The sequence below is a fragment of the Acidiphilium cryptum JF-5 genome (assembly GCF_000016725.1).
In the GTDB taxonomy this organism is placed as follows: domain Bacteria; phylum Pseudomonadota; class Alphaproteobacteria; order Acetobacterales; family Acetobacteraceae; genus Acidiphilium; species Acidiphilium multivorum.
In genome coordinates, this window is sequence record NC_009484.1 from 2160162 (window position 1) to 2177738 (window position 17577).

17 protein-coding genes are annotated in these 17577 nt (G+C 68.3%); 8 read left to right on the forward strand and 9 right to left on the reverse strand.

The window, feature by feature from the left end:
- The first annotated feature begins 101 nt into the window (after positions 1-101).
- Both ACRY_RS12320 and ACRY_RS12325 read left to right on the forward strand, forming a co-directional pair.
- Entirely contained in the window at positions 102-764 is a 663-nt protein-coding gene (locus ACRY_RS12320) for a cupin domain-containing protein (RefSeq protein ID WP_035185731.1), read from the forward strand.
- 4 nt (positions 765-768) lie between these two features.
- The gene (locus tag ACRY_RS12325; protein WP_012039732.1) at positions 769-1866 is read left to right on the forward strand and encodes an FAD-dependent oxidoreductase; all 1098 of its coding nucleotides are present in this window, start codon (positions 769-771) and stop codon (positions 1864-1866) included.
- Here the strand turns inward: ACRY_RS12325 and ACRY_RS12330 are convergent.
- The 5 genes from ACRY_RS12330 to ACRY_RS12350 all read right to left on the reverse strand — a co-directional run bounded on the left by ACRY_RS12330 (position 1863) and on the right by ACRY_RS12350 (position 7375).
- Positions 1863-3071, reverse strand: coding sequence for a sugar ABC transporter permease (locus tag ACRY_RS12330; RefSeq protein ID WP_007421962.1), 1209 nt, complete (start codon positions 3069-3071; stop codon positions 1863-1865). The two genes, ACRY_RS12325 and ACRY_RS12330, sit on opposite strands and share 4 nt — an antisense overlap.
- Positions 3068-3877, reverse strand: a complete 810-nt coding sequence (locus tag ACRY_RS12335) for an ATP-binding cassette domain-containing protein (protein ID WP_007421963.1) — start codon at positions 3875-3877, stop codon at positions 3068-3070. Before ACRY_RS12335 ends, ACRY_RS12330 begins: the two co-directional genes overlap by 4 nt.
- A gap of 64 nt (positions 3878-3941) precedes the next feature.
- Complete coding sequence (locus ACRY_RS12340) at positions 3942-5051, reverse strand: sugar ABC transporter substrate-binding protein (RefSeq protein ID WP_007421964.1); 1110 nt, start codon at positions 5049-5051, stop codon at positions 3942-3944.
- 164 nt (positions 5052-5215) lie between these two features.
- A complete protein-coding gene (locus tag ACRY_RS12345) occupies positions 5216-5455 on the reverse strand; it encodes a hypothetical protein (protein ID WP_007421965.1) in 240 nt (79 codons plus the stop codon).
- A gap of 48 nt (positions 5456-5503) precedes the next feature.
- The gene (locus tag ACRY_RS12350) at positions 5504-7375 is read right to left on the reverse strand and encodes an ABCB family ABC transporter ATP-binding protein/permease (protein ID WP_007421966.1); all 1872 of its coding nucleotides are present in this window, start codon (positions 7373-7375) and stop codon (positions 5504-5506) included.
- Between the two features lie 34 nt (positions 7376-7409).
- Between ACRY_RS12350 and ACRY_RS12355 the strand changes: the two genes are divergently transcribed.
- The gene (locus tag ACRY_RS12355; RefSeq protein ID WP_043509174.1) at positions 7410-8267 is read left to right on the forward strand and encodes an NUDIX hydrolase; all 858 of its coding nucleotides are present in this window, start codon (positions 7410-7412) and stop codon (positions 8265-8267) included.
- 21 nt (positions 8268-8288) lie between these two features.
- Here the strand turns inward: ACRY_RS12355 and ACRY_RS12360 are convergent, their stop codons facing one another.
- Positions 8289-8957, reverse strand: coding sequence for a glutathione S-transferase family protein (locus ACRY_RS12360; protein ID WP_007421968.1), 669 nt, complete (start codon positions 8955-8957; stop codon positions 8289-8291).
- 181 nt (positions 8958-9138) lie between these two features.
- Here ACRY_RS12360 and ACRY_RS12365 point away from each other — a divergent pair, with 181 nt between their 5' ends.
- Together ACRY_RS12365 and ACRY_RS12370 are read left to right on the forward strand one after the other, a co-directional pair.
- Positions 9139-10389, forward strand: coding sequence for a molybdopterin-dependent oxidoreductase (locus tag ACRY_RS12365; RefSeq protein ID WP_007421969.1), 1251 nt, complete (start codon positions 9139-9141; stop codon positions 10387-10389).
- A 16-nt stretch (positions 10390-10405) separates the two neighbouring features.
- A complete protein-coding gene (locus tag ACRY_RS12370) occupies positions 10406-10756 on the forward strand; it encodes a hypothetical protein (protein WP_007421970.1) in 351 nt (116 codons plus the stop codon).
- 6 nt (positions 10757-10762) lie between these two features.
- Here ACRY_RS12370 and ACRY_RS12375 read toward each other — a convergent pair whose 3' ends face one another.
- Entirely contained in the window at positions 10763-12574 is a 1812-nt protein-coding gene (locus ACRY_RS12375; RefSeq protein WP_007421971.1) for a cation:proton antiporter, read from the reverse strand.
- A gap of 216 nt (positions 12575-12790) precedes the next feature.
- Here ACRY_RS12375 and gorA point away from each other — a divergent pair, with 216 nt between their 5' ends.
- Genes gorA through ACRY_RS12390 form a run of 3 tightly spaced genes read left to right on the forward strand, consistent with a single transcriptional unit; the run spans position 12791 to position 16783 of the window.
- The gene (gorA, locus tag ACRY_RS12380; RefSeq protein ID WP_012039735.1) at positions 12791-14176 is read left to right on the forward strand and encodes a glutathione-disulfide reductase; all 1386 of its coding nucleotides are present in this window, start codon (positions 12791-12793) and stop codon (positions 14174-14176) included.
- Positions 14177-14224: 48 nt separating this feature from the next.
- Positions 14225-15631, forward strand: coding sequence for a class II 3-deoxy-7-phosphoheptulonate synthase (locus tag ACRY_RS12385; RefSeq protein ID WP_007421973.1), 1407 nt, complete (start codon positions 14225-14227; stop codon positions 15629-15631).
- Positions 15632-16783 (forward strand): nicotinate phosphoribosyltransferase, encoded by a 1152-nt coding sequence (locus ACRY_RS12390; RefSeq protein WP_007421974.1) that lies wholly within the window; start codon positions 15632-15634, stop codon positions 16781-16783.
- A gap of 21 nt (positions 16784-16804) precedes the next feature.
- Here the strand turns inward: ACRY_RS12390 and ACRY_RS12395 are convergent, their stop codons facing one another.
- Together ACRY_RS12395 and ACRY_RS12400 are read right to left on the reverse strand one after the other, a co-directional pair.
- Positions 16805-17152 carry a YidB family protein gene (locus ACRY_RS12395; RefSeq protein ID WP_007421975.1) on the reverse strand — a complete coding sequence of 116 codons (348 nt, stop codon included), beginning with the start codon at positions 17150-17152 and terminating at the stop codon, positions 16805-16807.
- Between the two features lie 90 nt (positions 17153-17242).
- A complete protein-coding gene (locus ACRY_RS12400; protein ID WP_007421976.1) occupies positions 17243-17569 on the reverse strand; it encodes a hypothetical protein in 327 nt (108 codons plus the stop codon).
- Between the last annotated feature and the right edge of the window lie 8 nt (positions 17570-17577).

A 17577-nucleotide genomic window follows, 5' to 3' on the forward strand; every position in this document is an offset into this window, starting at 1 on the left:
ATAGACCGGCAAGGCAACAGCGGTTTGCCCTCGGCACGAAACAGGCCATATGCAGGCGATAGAATGTGTTTGGGACCGGCCACGGGCCGAAAGGAGCAGACATGCAGATCAACGCCGATCTTCGCCAGCCGGCGCTCGTCGATTCGGCGGCGCTCGACTGGATCGCCTCGCCGATGGCCGGCGTGGAGCGACGGATGCTGGAGCGCGACGGCGGCGAGGTGGCGCGAGCGACCTCGCTGGTGCGCTACGCGCCGGGTTCGGCCTTCAGCCCGCACCGGCATGACGAGGGCGAGGAATTCCTGGTGCTGGAGGGCGTGTTCTCGGACGAGACCGGGGATTTTCCGCGCGGGCATTACGTGCGCAATCCGCCCGGGTCGCGGCACACGCCCTCCAGCGCGCCGGGGGCGACGATCCTGGTGAAGCTGCGGCAGATGCCGCCGGAAGAGGCCGCGCCGGTGCGCATCGATACCACCGATCCCGGGCTGTGGCGCGAGCGGGCGCCGGGGTGGTCGGAGGCGCTGCTGTTTTCGGCGCCCTGGGAGCAGGTGGACATGATCCGCCTCGCCGCCGGGATCGAGAGCGCGGAGCAGGCATATCCGCGCGGGGTCGAGATTTTCGTGGTCGAGGGGTCGATCGCGCGGGACGGCGCGACGCTCGGCGCCGGCACATGGCTGCGGCTGCCCGCCGGCAGCCGGCTCGCGCTGGCCAGCGCCGACGGGGCGCTGCTCTACCGCAAGAGCGGCCATCTGCCGGCGGCCGCCTGACGCCATGCACGACCTGATCGTGGTCGGGGCGGGCCTTGCCGGGCTCGCCCTCGCGGCACGCGCGCAGGAAGCGGGCCAGGATGTCGCGGTGATCGAGGCGCGTTCGCGAATCGGCGGGCGAAGCCTCGTGCATCGCACCGCTTCAGGCTGCTACGATCTCGGCCCGGCCTGGATCTGGCCGGCCATGCAGCCGCGCGTGGCGCGGGCCGCCGCGGCACTCGGCCTCCGGCTCTACCGCCAGGCGGATGAAGGCGGCTTCGTGTTCCAGGACAGCGACGGGACGGCCCAGCGCCTGCCCCACGGCTTCACGCAGGAGCCGCCGAGCATGCGGATCGAGGGCGGGATCGCCGCCCTCGCCGAAGGATTCGCCGCCCGCCTCGCCCCCGGCACGATCCGGCTCGGCACCCGGGTCGAGCGGCTGGTCCTGGAGTCGGATGCGGTCGGCGTCGAGACCGGGGCTGCAGCGCTGCGGGCGCGGCGCGTGGCGCTGGCGCTGCCGCCGCGACTGGCGGCGACGATCGGCTTTGCGCCCGCCCTGCCCGCCGCTTCGCTGCGGCAGTTCGAGGCGGTGCCGACCTGGATGGCCGGGCACGCCAAGGCGCTGGCGATCTACGACGCGCCGGTCTGGCGCGCTTCCGGCCTGTCGGGCGGGGCCTTCAGCCGGTGCGGGCCGCTGGGCGAGATTCACGATGCCAGCCTGCCCGGTGCCGCGGGCGAGGCGGCGCTGTTCGGCTTCTTCGCCTGGCCGGCCGCGATGCGGGCGGCGCGCCGGGCAAGGCTGGAGGATGCGGTGCGCGCCCAGCTCGCATCGCTGTTCGGCCCGGCGGCCGGATCACCGCGCGCGCTGCTGATCCAGGACTGGTCGACCGACGAGCTGACCGCGACTCCGGCCGACGCCCCGCCGCTGGCCGGGCATCCGGCCTATGCGCCGCTCGCCCTGCCCGCGCCGTGGCGCGACCGCGTCCTGCTTTCGGGATCGGAGAGCGCGCCCGAATTCGGCGGCTATCTCGAGGGCGCGCTGGCCGCCGCCGAGGCAGCCGCCGCCATGAATGCGCAACATGGCGGCGGCCTTCCCGCGGCTGGCGTGGCAGCCGGGCGTTAGGCCCGGCCGCTGCGCATCCGCCGGAGGCGGAGGATGGTGTCGATGGTGATCGCGGCCAGCAGGATCAGCCCCTCGACGATGAAGCGCACCGATGAAGCGGCGCCGAGCAGGTTCATGCCGTTGCTGACACTCGCGATCACCAGCGCGCCGAACAGCGCGCCATAGACGCTGCCGCGCCCGCCGAACAGCGAGGTGCCGCCGATCACCGCCGCGGCGACGGCGTTGAGCATGATGTCGCCATTGCCGACCGAGGCGGAGGCGACGCCGAGGCGCGCCGCATCGAGATAGCCGGCGAGGCCGACAAGGAAGCCGGCGATGATGAAGACGGCGAGCTGAATCCCCTTCACCGAGATGCCGGCGCGGCGCGCCGCCTCGGCATTGCCGCCGACCGCGTAGAGATGCCGGCCGAAGCGGGTGGACTTGGTGACGAAGGCCGAGGCGAACAGCGCGATCAGGAAGATCATGAGCAGGAACGGCACGCCGCGATAGGCGTTCAGCATGAACACCGCGCCGAACAGCATGATGGCGACGCCGACCAGCCGCATCGTCGCGGCGAACCCGCCCTCGTGGCCGCTCGCCGTGCGCTTGCGGATGCCGTTCAGCGTGACCGCGGCATAGGCGCCGAACAGCAGCAGGCTCAGCACCCACGACCACAGCGGATCGAGATTGAGCGTGCCGATCGCGGTGGTGAAATTGTCCGCCAGCGGCACCGATCCGCCATGCGGCGTCAGGATCGCGAGCGTCAGGCCCTCGGCGATCATGCCGCCGCCGAGGGTGACGACGAAGCTCGGCACGCCGATCCGCGAGACCACCATGCCCTGGAGGAAACCAAGGCCGGTCGCCAGCGCGATTCCAAGCACGATGCCGACGCCGACCGGCAGGTGAAAGAACACCGTGGCCAGCGAGAACACCGACGCGGCGAGAACCGAGTTCCAGCCGATCGACAGGTCGATCATGCCGAGCAGGATGATGTAGATTTCGGCCAGCGCCAGCGTGCCGGTGACGACGATCTGGGCCGCGAGATTGGAGAGGTTGCGCGGGGTCAGGAAGTTGGCGTTCAGCGTCTCGAACACGATCCAGATGACGATGAGTGCCGCGATCACCGGCAGCATGCCGAGATCGGTCGATTGCGCGACCCCGGTCAGCCAGCGCCTGAACGGGGACTTCTGCTCGGATTTCTGCTCCGGATGCTGCACGCTGCTCATGCCATGGCTCCTGCCGCGCCGGTCCCGGGAATGGCGAGCGTGCCGGTGATGGCGCCGACCACCTGCTCCGGCGTCACGTCGCTCTTGCGGGCTTCCATCACCGTGGCGCCGAGGCGCAGCACGGCGATGTTGTCCGCCACCTGGAAGACGTTCTGCATGTTGTGGGTGATGAGAATGACGCCATAGCCCTGCTCGGCGAGGTCGCGCACCAGGCGGAGCACCTCCGCCGTCTGGGCGACGCCGAGGGCGGCGGTGGGTTCGTCCATGATGACGAGCTTCGAATCCCACAGCACGGCGCGGGCAATGGCGACCGCCTGGCGCTGCCCGCCGGAGAGCGAGGCCACCGGCGTATCGAGCGCGGGCAGGTTGATCCGCAGCGTCTTCAGCACCCGCCGCGCTTCGAGTTCCATGTCGACATCGCGCAGCACATGCGGGCCGAGCGCGGTCGGCGTGCTGACGAGTTCGCGGCCGAGATAGAGATTGGCGCAGATGCCAAGATTGTCGCAGAGGGCGAGATCCTGATACACGGTCTGGATGCCCAGCGCCGTCGCCTCGGACGGGTGGCGGATCGAGACCGGCCTTCCCTCGAGCAGGATTTCTCCCTCGTCGATCGGCGCGACGCCGGCGATCGCCTTGATGGTCGTGGATTTGCCCGCACCGTTGTCGCCAAGCAGGGCGGTCACCTCGCCGCGGCGGACGGTGAAGTTCACGTCGCGCAGGGCGACCACGGCGCCGTAGCGCTTTTGCAGGCCGCGCACCTCAAGCAGGGGTGCTGCGGCGGGTTCAGCCGCGATTGCCGCACTCATCTCTCGTCCTCCCAAGCAAACGGCGGACGCGCGGGGCGTCCGCCGCGCCGTCAATGGTCCCGGATCAGGCGCCGTGGGCCTTGCAGATCTTGCCCTGGGCCGCGGGGCCCACACAGATCGCCTTCCAGGTGGTATAGCCCGACTTGATCACCGAGCCGGCGATATTCGCCTTGGTGACCACGAGCGGCTTCAGCAGGACCGACGGGACGTCGATCATCTTGTTGTTGGTCTTGCCGTTCAGCAGGCCGGCCGGCGGCTTCGTGTCGGTCGCCACCGCCACCGCGAGTTCCGCCGCCGCGGCGGCTTCCTCGGGGACGTATTTGAACACGGTCATCGACTGCAGGCCTTCGAGGATGAAGGTCAGGCCGCCATTGGTCGCATCCTGGCCGGTCACCGGCACCTTGCCGGCGAGGCCGACCGCCTGGAGCGCGCGGATCACGCCGGAGGCGGTGCCGTCATTCGCGGCGAGGACGGCGTTGACCTTGTTGTGCAGCCGGGTGAGCGCCTGCTGGCTTTCCTCGAACGCGTTCTGCGGGCTCCAGTCCGGCGTCATCACCGAGTAGGCGAGGTGCAGCTTGCCGGATTTGAAGAGCGGGCCGAGCACGTTCATCGCGCCCTTGCGGAAGTCGAACGCGTTCGGATCGGTCGGCGCGCCGTTGATCATCATCACGCTGCCGCCGGGCTTGGTGTGCTTGGCGATATACTCGCCCTGCAGCTCGCCGACCTTCGTGTTGTCGAACGAGACGTAGTAATCGGGCTTCGAATCCTGGATCAGACGGTCGTAGGAAATGACCTTGACGTGGTTGCGCGCGGCGTAGTTGACGATCGCGGCACCGGCCTTGCCGTCGACCGGATCGACGACGAGAACGTCCGCGCCGTTCGAGATCGCGGATTCGGCCTGGTTGAGCTGGGTGTCGGGGCTCGAATTGGCGTTGCTGACGATCAGCTTGGCGTTCGGATCGGCCGCATGCGCCATCTTGATGAACCAGGGACGGTCGACCTGCTCATAGCGCGGCGAGGAGTTCTCGGGCAGCAGGAAGGCGATCGTCGTCTTCTTGCTGCTGATCTGGTGCACGGAAGGCTGGGTGACCGACTGGGCGTGCGCGGCCGTCAGGCCGAAGGCGCCAACCGCCAGCGCGGACGCGGCAATAATCGTCGGGAACGCGATTTTCATGGTGTTTCCTCTTCCAAGAAATGATGGATCGAATTCCGGTCCTCCGCCGAACCGCGGAGCTCCAATTAATTTGACCCTTGTAGTAAATCGGTTGCTATCGTGAAGCCCGAACCATTGTCAAGCGGGAAATGCAGACTTGTCGCGGACGCTCGGCCGGCGGGGCCCTATTGCTTGGGTTCGTCGATCTCGCGCAGCGCGCCGGAACGCACGCTTTCCATCGCATTGTCGAGGATCCGCAGGATGGCCTCGTCGGGCAGCGAGGCGCTCAGCAGGTTCAGCGCGCCGCCGAGCAGGGCCGAGGCGATGGCGATGGTCGGGATCTCCTTCTCGACCATATGATGAACCAGCTGGTCGATGATCTGGCCGGCCTCGAGGATCTGCGCCTCGGTTGCTTGTTGGTGCATCTGATCATTCCCTTGCGTCATGAAATCGTTATGGCGGCGGCCGGCCCCTCAGGCCGGAGTCGTCGCGGGGCGGAGGGGAAGCTCGCGGGTGCGCGGGCCGGTGGCGAGGTCCTGTTCGGCCGAGGCCGCCTCGATCTGCTCGGACTGCGCGGCCCACATCGCGGCGTAGATGCCGCCGGCGGCGAGCAGCGAGGCATGGGTGCCGCGCTCGACGATGTTGCCATCGCGCAGGACGAGGATCTCGTCGGCGTCGATCACCGTGGACAGGCGATGGGCGATCACCAGCGTGGTGCGGTCGCGCGCGACCTGCCGCAGCGCCGCGCCGATATCCTGCTCCGTCGCCGTGTCGAGGGCGCTGGTCGCCTCGTCGAGAATCAGCAGGCGGGGATCCTTGAGGATGGTGCGGGCGATGGCGACGCGCTGCTTCTCGCCGCCCGAGAGCTTGAGGCCGCGCTCGCCCACCGTGGTCGCATAGCCCTGCGGCAGCGACATGATGAAATCGTGGATCTGGGCGAGGCGGGCCGCGCGCTCGACCTCGGCATCCGACGCGCCGGGGCGGCCATAGGCGATGTTGTAGCGGATGCTGTCGTTGAACAGCACGGTGTCCTGCGGCACGACGCCGATCGCGGCGCGCAGGCTCGCCTGTGTCAGGTCGCGCACGTCGATGCCATCGACCAGCACGGCGCCCTCGCTCACGTCGTAGAAGCGGAAGAGCAGCCGCGAAATGGTCGACTTGCCCGACCCCGTCGGCCCGACCAGGGCGATCTTGCGGCCGGGTTCGGCGCGGAAGGAGATGCCGTGCAGGATCTCCCGATCGGGGCTGTAGCCGAAGCGGACATCCACGAACTCGACCGGCACGGGAGCACCCCGCGCCGGCAGGGTTTTCGCATCCGCCCGGTCGGAGATCTCCTGCGGGGTGCGGAGGAGTGAAAACATCTGCTCCATGTCGACCAGGCCCTGCTTCAGCTCGCGATAGACGAAGCCGACGAAGTTGAGCGGCTGGTAGAGCTGGATCAGGTAGGTGTTCACCAGCACGAACTGGCCGACATTCAGCCGCCCGGCGACGACGCCGTTCGCCGCCATCAGCATCAGCACGGCAAGGCCGACGGCGATGATCGCGGCCTGGCCGAGATTGAGCGCGTTGAGCGTGACCTGCGAGCGGACCGCCGCCGTCTCGTAGGCGGCGAGGCTCGCGTCGAAGCGCACGCTTTCATGCGCCTCGTTGCCGAAATACTTCACCGTCTCGAAATTCAGCAGGCTGTCGATCGCCTTGGTCTGGGCGGCGTTGTCGGTCTCGTTCATCTGGCGGCGGAACTTGATGCGCCAGGAGGTGAAGCCGAAGGTGAAGCCGAGATAGCCGCCGACCGCGACCAGCGTGATCGCGGCATAGATCCAGTTGAACATGTGCCAGAGGATGCCGACCGTCAGCAGCAGTTCGATCAGCGTCGGCACCACGTTGAACACGGCAAGGCGCAGCACCGTCTGGATGCCGGTGGTGCCGCGCAGGATGATGCGCGAGAGCCCGCCGGTCTGCCGGTCGAGATGAAAGCGCATCGAGAGGTTGTGCAGATGCTCGAAGGTCTCGCGGCTGATCACCCGCGCCGCGCGCTGCTGCACGGCGGCGAAGAGCGCGTCGCGCAGTTCGCCGAAGCCGGACGAGGCGATGCGCACCAGCGCGTAGGCGACGATCAGCGCCGCCGGCACGGCGAGCGGGCCGGCCTTGGCCGACAGCACGTCCACCGCCCGCGCATAGAGGATCGGGATGATGACGGTCGCGACCTTGGCGAGGACCAGGCACAGGGAGGCGAGCACGACGCGGACGCGCAATCCGGGCTCGCGCTTGGGCCAGAGATAGGGCAGCAGGGAGCGCACGGTGGCGAGACTGCTTTCGCTCTTGGCAATGTCGACGGTTCGGGCCATGTCCGGCAGATGGCATGCAGTTCACGAAATGCAAATGGCCGGCACTGAGGAGCAGGTATCGGCCGCGCTGCTCGAACGTATCGCACGGTGCCGCACGGCGGTTCTGCCGGGACGGCGGATTCCGCTCCTTATCGGCGACGACCCGGTCGGCTATGTCGGCGCCGCCCTGGCCGCGGACCTTGCGTTCTATGCGCGTCCCCATCCCGGCGGGCTGAGCATTCCGCCGGAAGAGGCCGCGCGGCTGAACGCGGTGGCGACCCCGCTCGGCCCGGCGCACGGCTTCCGCACGCGGGGCGAGTTGTTCGACGTGCGCAGCCGGATCGACGGACCGGTGCTCGCAACGCTCGACCGCGGGGCGCTGCCCGCCTTCGGAGTCATCGGCGTCGGCGTGCATCTGAACGGCTATGTGCGGCGGGCGGACGGGCCCCATCTGTGGATCGGCCGGCGGAGCGCGACGAAGAAGCTCGATCCCGGCAAGCTGGACAACCTGGTCGGCGGCGGCGTCTCTGCCGGAATGGGCGCGTTCGACACGCTGGCGAAGGAAGCTGCCGAAGAGGCGAGCATTCCCGCCGGCACGATCGCCCAAGCGCGGGCGATGGCGCGGATCGCCTATGACATGGAGCGGCCGGAGGGGCTGCGGCGCGACCTGCTGGTCTGCTACGACCTCGAGCTGGACGAGTCGTTCCGCCCCGAAGCGGCGGATGGCGAGGTGGAATCCTTCAGCCTCGTCCCGGCCCGGGAGATGCTCGGCATCGTCGCCGGGACCGATGAGGTAAAGTTCAACGTCAATCTCGTGATCATCGATTTCCTGCTCCGCCACGGCGTGCTCGCCGATCCGAGCGACCGGGTGCGGGCGGCGCTCGCCGCCCAGCCGCCGGCGGCGGCGGATTGACGCGCCGCCGGGTGGCAGGGATCAGAAATCGAGGTCGGCGTAGTGCGGCGGCGGCGTGAAGCCGGAGACACGATCGTTCAGCAGCGGGCGGAAGGCCGGGCGGGACTTGATCCGCGCATACCATTCGCGGGCGGCCGGATTCACCGACCAGTCGATATCGCCAATGAAATCGAGGGCCGAGAGATGCGCCGCGGCGGCGAAATCGGCCAGCGAGAGATTGGCGCCAGCAAGATATTTCCGCCGCTCGGCGAGAAAGCCGATATGGCCGAGATGGGCGCGTAACGCCGCATAGCCGTCGCGGATGCGCGAGGGGTCGGGGGCGCCGCGCTTGGCCGCCGGCTTCATCACCTTCTCGTAAAGCAGGTTGCGCGACACTTCGGTGGCGAAGCGCTCGTCGAACCACGCGGTGACGGCGCGGATCTCGGCGCGCTCGGCCAGCGTGCGGCCGATCAGGGAAATGTCCGGGTACGCCTCGTCGAGATATTCGCAGATGGCGTTGGAATGGGGCACCACCAGCCCGTTCTCCTCGACCAGGGTCGGCACCGTGCCGGCCGGGTTCATCGCGAGGTATTCCGGGCGGCGCTCCCATGTCCGTTCGAGCTTGAGTTCGAAGGGCAGCCGCTTTTCGGCCAGCACGAGCCTGACCTTGCGGGCAAAGGGCGAGAGCGGGAGGTGATGTAGAATGCGCATGAACCGGCGTTATCGCAGGACGGCACCGGCGTGCAAGACGCGGCGGCGCCGTGCACCGCACGCAACCGTCCGTAGCATGTCATCACATTTATTCACTTTCGAGAATATCACAATTCCGTTACACTCAAAAGGCTGACGGACACACCCGTTGGGCTCAAGAAACGATATTTGGAGACACGCCATGAAACAAAGCTTTTCCAGCGAGGGCGGCGCCACGCGTCGTGCGACCCTGCTGGGCACCGCCTCGATCGCCGGACTTGCGCTTGCCTCGCGCGCCGGCGCGGCGGCGCCGCAGACCGTCACCCTGCCCTTCGCCAATGGCGAGCGGCCCATCGTGCCGGCGGGAACGTTTCCGCAAAAAGGCGAGATGATCCTGCAGCGGACCCGCGCGCCGCTGCTGGAAACGCCGTTCGAGGTGTTCCGGGACAACCTGTTCACACCGAACGACCGCGCCTTCGTGCGCTGGCACATGGCCGACTTCCCGGAAAGCATCGACACGGCGAAATACCGGATCAGGGTTTCGGGCCTCGTCAACAAGCCGGTCGAGATCACGCTCGACGAGCTGATGCACGGCTTTCCGATCCGCAAGATCGCTGCGGTGAACCAGTGCTCGGGCAACAGCCGGGGCTTCATCGAACCGCGGGTGCCCGGCGCGCAATGGGCGCATGGCGCCATGTACAATGCAATGTGGACCGGCGTGCCGCTCAGGCATCTGCTGGCCCGCGCCGGAGTGAAGGCCGGGGCGACGCATGTTGCGTTCCGCAGCCTCGAGCAGGGCGGCGGGCTGTATCCGGCGGATGTCAGATTCGAGAAGGCCATTCCGCTGTCACGCGCCAATGACGGCGAGGTGATGATCGCCTTCCAGATGAACGGCGCGAATCTGCCGCTGCTCAATGGCTACCCGGTCCGCCTCATCGTGCCGGGATGGTATTCGACCTATTGGGTGAAGATGCTCACCGAGATCGAGGTGATGGATCACCCCTCGACCGATTTCTGGATGGCAACCGCCTACAAGATCCCTGACACGCCGACCGGATCGATGACACCCGGTGAGCCGGGGATCAAGATGGTGCCGATCAACGAGATGAAGCCGCGCAGCTTCTTCGGCAGCGTCACCAACGGCGCGCGGCTGCCCGCCGGCAGACCCGTCGTGGTTCGCGGCTTTGCCTTCGGCGGCGGCAGCGCCCTGAAGTCCGTTGCCGTGTCGATCGACGGCGGGGCGAGCTGGCGCCCGGCCAGGCTCGGGCAAAACCATGGTGCCTATGGCTTCCGGGACTGGCAAATTCCGGTGCGCTTCCCGAAACCGGGGGCCTATCGGCTGATGGTCCGGGCCACCAACGCGGCAGGGCACGTGCAGCCCGCGAAGGCAGGCTGGAATCCGGGCGGGTTCCTCTACAACGCCATCGAACATGTCGACGTCACGGTCGCCTGAGAAAGGACGGCAAGCCATGAAGATCATCAGCACATATTCCGCGCGCGCCGCTCTTGTTGCGCTCGCGGCGGCGACCGTCTGCGGCACCATTGCACTGGCGGCTGCACCCGGACCGACGCTGGGGCCGCTCTCGGTCAACGTTCCTTCTCCGGGTGGCTATTTCCAGGGCACGGGGGCGGAAATCCTGAACCAGCACTGTGTCACCTGCCACTCGGCGGGATTCGTTGAGCGGCAACCGAAGCTTTCCGCATCGACCTGGACAGTGGAGGTGACGAAGATGAAGAAAGCGTTCGGCGCGCCCTACGCGGAGGCCGACATCCCGAAGATCGTCGACGCGCTGGTGGCCCGGCAGAAGGCGATGAAATAGCCCAACTCAGCCGCCGCGATCGGCCTCGAAGAGGGACTGCAGTTCGGCGACGCTCTGCTCGATGCTGGCGACCACGCGCGACGGGTCGCCGGCAAAGCCGAGGGTTTCGGTGAGCAGCGCCTCGTCCCGCTGCCGGAACGTGAAGATGGTGCGCGCCGCCTCCTCGGCCGGAATGCCGAGTTCGCGCAGCGCGCGTTCGCCGAGTTCGAGGCTCGATGCAAAGGTTTCGCGCACGATGTGCTCGACGCCGCGATCCATCAGCAACTGGGCATGGCGGCGGTTCCGCGCCCGCGCCAGGATGGTCAGGTGCGGCAGGTGGCGGCGCGCGAGGTCGGCCACCCGGAGCGCCGCATCGGGATCGTCGAGTGCGATGACCAGCAGCTTCGCATTGCCCGCGCCGGCGGCGCGCAGGACGGTGAGCCGGGCCGGATCGCCGAAATAGGCCCGCGCGCCGAAGCGGCGGACGAAGGCGACATGTTCCGCGTTCTGGTCGAGGGCGACGAAGGGAATCCGTCGCACCGAGAGCAGCCGGCCGACGATCTGGCCGACCCGGCCGAAGCCGCAGATCAGCACCGGGACGACGGCGCCCTCCTCGATCGGGGTGGTCGGTGGCGTCTGGCGGCGGGCGATGCGCGGCATGACCCAGCGCTCGATGCCGGCGAAACCGAGCGGCACCACCAACATCGACAGGGCGACAGTGAGCGTCGCCAGCCCAGACTGGGCCCGGTTCAGCACCCCGGCACCGACGGCGGCGGCGAAGACCACAAAGCTGAACTCGCTGCCTTCCGGCAATGCAGCGGCAAAGCGCAGCGCGGTGGCCACGTTGCGGCGCTTCGCGAAGGCGACCACGAACCCGACCGCGGTCTTCACGACAAGCAGCGCGGCCACGGAAGCGACGATCAGCAGCGGTTCGCTATGAAACAGCGAGAAATCGACCGACATGCCAACCGAGATGAAGAAGAAGCCGAGCAGCAGGCCCTCGAACGGCTCGATATCGGCCTGGATGGCGTGACGGAACTCCGAATCCGACAGCAGCGCGCCCGCCATGAAGGCGCCGAGCGAGGCCGACAGTCCGGCCCAGTGGGCCAGAGCCGCCGTGCCGACGACGATCAGCAGCGTCATCGCGGTGAACACCTCGGGGGTGCGCGCACCGCCGATCAGGCGGAAGACGCGGTCGGCGAGGACCATGCCGCCGAACAGGATCGCCGCCACCGCCAGCACCGCCCGCCCGACCGCGAGCCAGGGGACATTGTGGGCGAAATGCGCGGCGACATCCGCCGGGGCCGCGCCGGCGGCGAGATGGCTCGCCAGCGTATTGCCGACGAGCAGCGGCACCAGGGCGACCAGGGGGATGAAGGCCATATCCTGGAACAGCAGGACGGCGAAGGCATCGCGGCCGGAGGCGGCGCTGAGCAGGTTGCGCTCGTTCAGCATCGGCAGGACGATGGCCGTGGAGGAGAGCGACAGGCCGAGGCCGACCACCGTCGCCGCCGGCCAGCCGAGTCCGGCGAAATGGGCAAGGACGGCCAGAATGGCGGCGCTCGGGATCATGTGACCGAAACCGAGGCCCAGGATGGTCTTGCGCAGGATCCAGAGCCGGTGCGGGCGAATCTCCAGCCCGATCAGGAACAGCAGCATGGTCACCCCGAGCTCCGACACGCTGCGGATTTCGGAGATGCCGGTGACGAGGCGCAGGCCGGCCGGACCGATGATGAGCCCGGCGAACAGATAGCCCACGATGCTGCCGACCCCGAGGCGACGCGCCAGCGGCACCGTGACGACCGTGGCCGCGAGCAGTGCGACGAGGGTGATGATCATTGGGCCGGTTCCCCGAAACAGGCATGAGCGTGGATTGTGGGCCGCGGATGGTCAGGCAGTACCGGCGCGCGGAAGCGGACCGGCGGAATGACCCTGCCACCGGCCGGCGCGCCCGCCAACCGGCCCGATCGCGACAGGGCGGCCATTCCGTTTCCATCCCATGCCAATCGTGCGACAAACCCTTACGTAAGGCGGCGTGAGAACAGGATGATCGGGATGAACCACGATTTCGACCTTTTCGTCATCGGCGGCGGCTCGGCGGGGGTGCGGCTCGCGCGGATCGCGGCGGGGCATGGCGCGCGCGTCGGCATCGCCGAGGACCGGCACTGGGGCGGCACCTGCGTGAATATCGGCTGCGTGCCAAAGAAGCTGATGGTGATGGCGGCGGAGTACGGACTTGGCGCCGCCGACGCGCGCGGCTTCGGCTGGGACATGCGCGCCGTCGCGCATGACTGGCCCGGTTTCATCGCCGCCAAGGACCGCGAGATCGGCCGGCTGAACGGCGCCTATACGGGACTGCTGGAGCGGGCGGGCGCCACGATCTTCAATGCGCGGGCGCGGTTTCTCGGCCCGCATACGCTGATGGTGGGCGAGCAGCACGTCACCGCCGACCGGATCGCGATCGCGACCGGCGGCCAGCCGCTCCGGCCCGCCATTCCCGGCGCGGACCTCGCGATCGTCTCGGACGACGCCTTCCACCTGCCGGCGCGGCCGGAACATGTCGTGATGGTTGGCGGCGGCTATATTGCTGTGGAATTCGCCGGAATCTTTGCCGGCCTCGGCTCGAAGGTGGACATCGTCTACCGCCAGCCGCTGCCGCTGCGCGGGTTTGACCCCGACCTGCGGGCGGGGCTGGCGGAGGCGCTGGCGGCGAACGGCATCGGCGTGCATCACGGCGTCGAGCCCGTGCGGATCGAGGCGGCGGGCGCGCGGCGGCGCCTGCATCTGTCGAACGGGCACATGATCGAGGCGGATTGCGTGTTTTTCGCCACCGGAAGGGCACCGAACGTGGCGGGCCTCGGGCTGGACAAGGCCGGCGTGACGGCCGGGCCCGGCGGCGCGATCCCGATCGACGAGGATTATCGCACCAATGTCCCGCACATCTTCGCGCTCGGCGACGTGACCGACCGGCTGAACCTCACCCCGGTCGCCACCGCCGAGGGCCACGCCCTGGCGGACACGCTGTTCGGCAACCGGCCGCGCCGCATCTCCCTCGCCAATGTGGCGAGTGCGGTCTTCTCGATCCCGCCGCTCGCCACCGTCGGCGTGACGGAGGACGCGGCACCCGACGGCGCGAAAGTGTTCGTCGCGCGGTTCACGCCCATGCGTCACACGCTCAGCGGACGCGCGCGGAAAACGATGATGAAGCTGATCGTCGACGCGGAGACCGACCAGGTCATCGGCGCGCATATGCTGGGCGAGGACGCCGCCGAGATCATGCAGGGGCTTGCCGTGGCCATCACTGCCGGGGCGACCAAGGCGGATTTCGACCGCACGATCGGCATCCACCCGACTGCGGCGGAGGAATTCGTAACCCTGCGGACGGAGACACGACGGGTGAACCGCGGCGGCGAATCGGCGAAGCCGCGGGCGGCGGAGTAGCGCGCCCGCCCGGTTTTGGCTTATAGGCCCTTCTCCAAGGAGATCGCCATGAACGACGCTGACACGACGATGCATGATCCGGCGGGCTGGAGCCCGGAATCCTGGCGGGCGAAGCCGATCAAGCAGGTGCCGACCTATCCCGACGCGGCGAAGCTCGCTGCGATGGAGGCCCGCCTGCACGGCTATCCGCCGCTCGTCTTCGCCGGCGAGGCGCGCCGCCTGAAGGCCTCGCTCGCGCTGGCGACGGAAGGCAAGGCGTTCATCCTGCAGGGCGGCGACTGCGCCGAGAGCTTCGGCGACTTCACCGCCAACGTCATCCGCGACACGTTCCGCGTGCTGCTGCAGATGGCGGTGGTGCTGACCTTCGGCGGGTCGGTGCCGGTGGTAAAGCTCGGCCGCATGGCCGGCCAGTTCGCCAAGCCGCGCAGTTCGGACAGCGAGACGATCGACGGCGTCACCCTGCCCTCCTACCGCGGCGACATCATCAACGGGCCGGATTTCACCGCCGAAGCCCGCATTCCCGATCCGGCGCGGATGGAGTTCGGCTATTTCCAGTCCGCCGGCACGCTCAACCTGCTGCGCGCCTTCGCCTCGGGCGGCTATGCCGACCTGCACCAGGTGCATCGTTGGAACCTGGATTTCGTGCGCCGCTCGCCGCTCGCCGAGCGCTACCGCGACCTCGCGGCGCGGATCGACGAGACGCTGCAGTTCATGGCCGCCTGCGGCATGACCAGCCAGTCGACCCCGCAGATCCACGAGACCGAGTTCTACACGAGCCACGAAGCGCTGCTGCTGCCCTACGAGCAGGCGCTGACGCGCGTCGATTCGACGACAGGCGATCATTACGCCTGCTCGGCGCATTTCCTCTGGATCGGCGACCGCACCCGCCAGCTCGACGGCGCGCATGTCGAGTTCATGCGCGGCGTGAAGAACCCCATCGGCATGAAGGTCGGCCCGAGCATGGACGAGGACGACATGCTGCGCCTGATCGAGCGCCTCGATCCGGCGAACGAGGCCGGGCGGCTGACGCTGATCGCGCGGATGGGCGCGGAGCAGATCGCCGCCAAGCTGCCGAAACTGGTGCGGGCGACAAAGCGGGAGGGCCGCAATGTGGCCTGGCTGTGCGACCCGATGCACGGCAACACGATCACCACATCCGGCAAGGTGAAGACCCGCCGGTTCGATGCGATCCTGTCGGAAGTGCGCGGCTTCTTCGACATTCACGAGGCCGAGGGAACCACGCCGAGCGGCGTGCATGTCGAGATGACCGGGCAGGACGTGACCGAGTGCGTCGGCGGCGCGCGGCAGCTTTCCGAGGCCGATCTCGGGGCCCGCTACGAGACGTTCTGCGACCCGCGGCTGAATGCCGAGCAGTCGCTCGAACTCGCCTTCCTGATCGCGGCGGAACTGAAGACCCGTCGCGCGCCCCGCGGCACCGCGATCGCCGCCGAGTAAATGACCCGCGCCGCACGCCGGGCGGTCCCGCGCCCCGATCTCGACGCCGGGATCGCGGCGCGGACCGATGCCTATTTCAACCGGACCAGGGCGATCGTCGCCCGGTTCGGCGATGCGCGGGTCACCTACGCCCTGTTCATGCGCCGCCCCGTTGTCTCCGCGCCGATGCTGATGCTGCGCTGGCTCGACGAGGTGATGGAGGCACGCGGCGAGCATGTCGAGGTCGAACTCGCCCGGCCCGAGGGATCCTGGGTCGGCGCAGGCGAGCCGATTGCCTACGTGACCGGCAGTTTCGTGGCCCTGGTGGATCTCGAGACGATCCTGCTGCAGAAGCTCGGCCCGGCCTGTGTGGCCGCGCACAATGCCTATCAGATGTGCGCCGCCCTGCCGAAAGCCGCCTTTCTCGCGATGGAATCCCGCCACTGCGCGGGCGCGGAGATGGAAGAGATGATGGCCTATGCGGCGTCGGTCGGTTCGCGGGCGGCGCGGGCCGAGGGCGCGCGCGGCTTCATCGGCAACGCCACTGACGAGACCGCGCATTATTTCGGTGCGCCGCATGGCTATGGGACCATGCCGCATGCGCTGATCGGGTATGCCGGCAGCACCGTGCGCGCGGCCGAGATGTTCCACGAGACCTTTCCCGAATCCGACCTCACGGTGCTGACCGATTATTTCGGCCGGGAAGTGACCGATGCGCTTGCCGTCTGCCGGCGGTTTCCCGAGCTGGCCGATGCGGGCCGGCTGTCGATCCGGCTCGACACCCATGGCGGCCGCTTTCTCGAAGGGCTTGACCCGCAGGAGAGCTACGCGGTGATGGAGCGGCACGCGCCCGGCGCGATCCGCCGTTACCGCAGCCATAGCGAATTGCGCTACCTGATCGGCACCGGGGTGTCCGCCGCCGCGATCTGGCGGCTGCGCGAGGTGCTGGACGATGCGGGTTTCGTGCGGGTGAAAATCGTCGCCTCGTCCGGCTTCGGTGTCGAGAAGTGCAGCGTGATGGCGGATGCGCATGTGCCCGTCGACGTCGTCGGGACAGGGAGCTTCATTCCCGAGACATGGAGCGAGACTTACGCAACGGCGGATGTCGTCGCCTATGACGGCGAGCCGCGGGTCAAGCTCGGCCGCGAATTCCTGCTGCGCGAGCGGGCCTGACGCGGCGAGCTCGGACGTCTCTCACTCGTCGTCTGTCGTCTCGTCGCCGGGCGCAGCCTGGCTGACCGCGGCGGGAAGGTGCTGCGCGAGAAGTTGAGCCGCCGCCGACGTATCGATCCCGAATTGCGCCGCGATCCTTTCCACCAGCGGGTCACCGAGTGCCTGCCGCACATCTTCGACGCTGACCGGCAGGTTCTCTCCCGCACCGAGCCAGGAAGCGACATGCGGGCCGAGATCGCTTTGCCGGAGTGTTTGCGTGAGATCGGACAGACTGATGCCACTGCCCTCCAGCGCCTCCGCCAGGGAGCCGGCCGGCTGCCCCTCGGCAAGGCCGCTGATCAGACCGGAAATTCCGTTGAACAGACCCATTTGAAATCTCCCTAACCAAATACGGCCGGAAACGTTGCACACGTTCCGGCCGCGAATCAAGCAATCCCTGTCGGGATCGTGGTCAGGGACTCAGTACTTGCTGGCGTGCAGATGATGTTCGAGAGCCACCTTCTCGCACACATAGGCACCGCGCTTGGTCTTGCCGAAATACTTCGACTTTTCGCCATGGAAGACCTTGCTGCCCGTCGCGTGCCAAACCACCGTCCCGTGGCAGGCGGCCTTCGCCGCGCCGAGCGTCTTGTAGCCCGGCAGGGCGGCGGCGTGGGCGACATGATGCGTCTTCGCCTTGCTGTCCGGCGCCTTCTTGGTGGCGGCCTGGGCGGTGCCGGCGGCGCTCATGGTGAAGGCGAGCGCGAGCGCGGGAATTGTCGCGCGCAGGATCGTGCCGATGGTCATGGGAGATC

Bases quoted from the DNA above. Each gene is read 5' to 3' on its own strand.
- ACRY_RS12320 (WP_035185731.1), top strand. From the start codon at position 102: ATGCAGATCAACGCCGATCTTCGCCAGCCGGCGCTCGTCGATTCGGCG.
- ACRY_RS12325 (WP_012039732.1), top strand. From the start codon at position 769: ATGCACGACCTGATCGTGGTCGGGGCGGGCCTTGCCGGGCTCGCCCTC.
- ACRY_RS12330 (WP_007421962.1), bottom strand. From the start codon at position 3,071: ATGAGCAGCGTGCAGCATCCGGAGCAGAAATCCGAGCAGAAGTCCCCG.
- ACRY_RS12335 (WP_007421963.1), bottom strand. From the start codon at position 3,877: ATGAGTGCGGCAATCGCGGCTGAACCCGCCGCAGCACCCCTGCTTGAG.
- ACRY_RS12340 (WP_007421964.1), bottom strand. From the start codon at position 5,051: ATGAAAATCGCGTTCCCGACGATTATTGCCGCGTCCGCGCTGGCGGTT.
- ACRY_RS12345 (WP_007421965.1), bottom strand. From the start codon at position 5,455: ATGCACCAACAAGCAACCGAGGCGCAGATCCTCGAGGCCGGCCAGATC.
- ACRY_RS12350 (WP_007421966.1), bottom strand. From the start codon at position 7,375: ATGGCCCGAACCGTCGACATTGCCAAGAGCGAAAGCAGTCTCGCCACC.
- ACRY_RS12355 (WP_043509174.1), top strand. From the start codon at position 7,410: ATGGCCGGCACTGAGGAGCAGGTATCGGCCGCGCTGCTCGAACGTATC.
- ACRY_RS12360 (WP_007421968.1), bottom strand. From the start codon at position 8,957: ATGCGCATTCTACATCACCTCCCGCTCTCGCCCTTTGCCCGCAAGGTC.
- ACRY_RS12365 (WP_007421969.1), top strand. From the start codon at position 9,139: ATGAAACAAAGCTTTTCCAGCGAGGGCGGCGCCACGCGTCGTGCGACC.
- ACRY_RS12370 (WP_007421970.1), top strand. From the start codon at position 10,406: ATGAAGATCATCAGCACATATTCCGCGCGCGCCGCTCTTGTTGCGCTC.
- ACRY_RS12375 (WP_007421971.1), bottom strand. From the start codon at position 12,574: ATGATCATCACCCTCGTCGCACTGCTCGCGGCCACGGTCGTCACGGTG.
- gorA (WP_012039735.1), top strand. From the start codon at position 12,791: ATGAACCACGATTTCGACCTTTTCGTCATCGGCGGCGGCTCGGCGGGG.
- ACRY_RS12385 (WP_007421973.1), top strand. From the start codon at position 14,225: ATGAACGACGCTGACACGACGATGCATGATCCGGCGGGCTGGAGCCCG.
- ACRY_RS12390 (WP_007421974.1), top strand. From the start codon at position 15,632: ATGACCCGCGCCGCACGCCGGGCGGTCCCGCGCCCCGATCTCGACGCC.
- ACRY_RS12395 (WP_007421975.1), bottom strand. From the start codon at position 17,152: ATGGGTCTGTTCAACGGAATTTCCGGTCTGATCAGCGGCCTTGCCGAG.
- ACRY_RS12400 (WP_007421976.1), bottom strand. From the start codon at position 17,569: ATGACCATCGGCACGATCCTGCGCGCGACAATTCCCGCGCTCGCGCTC.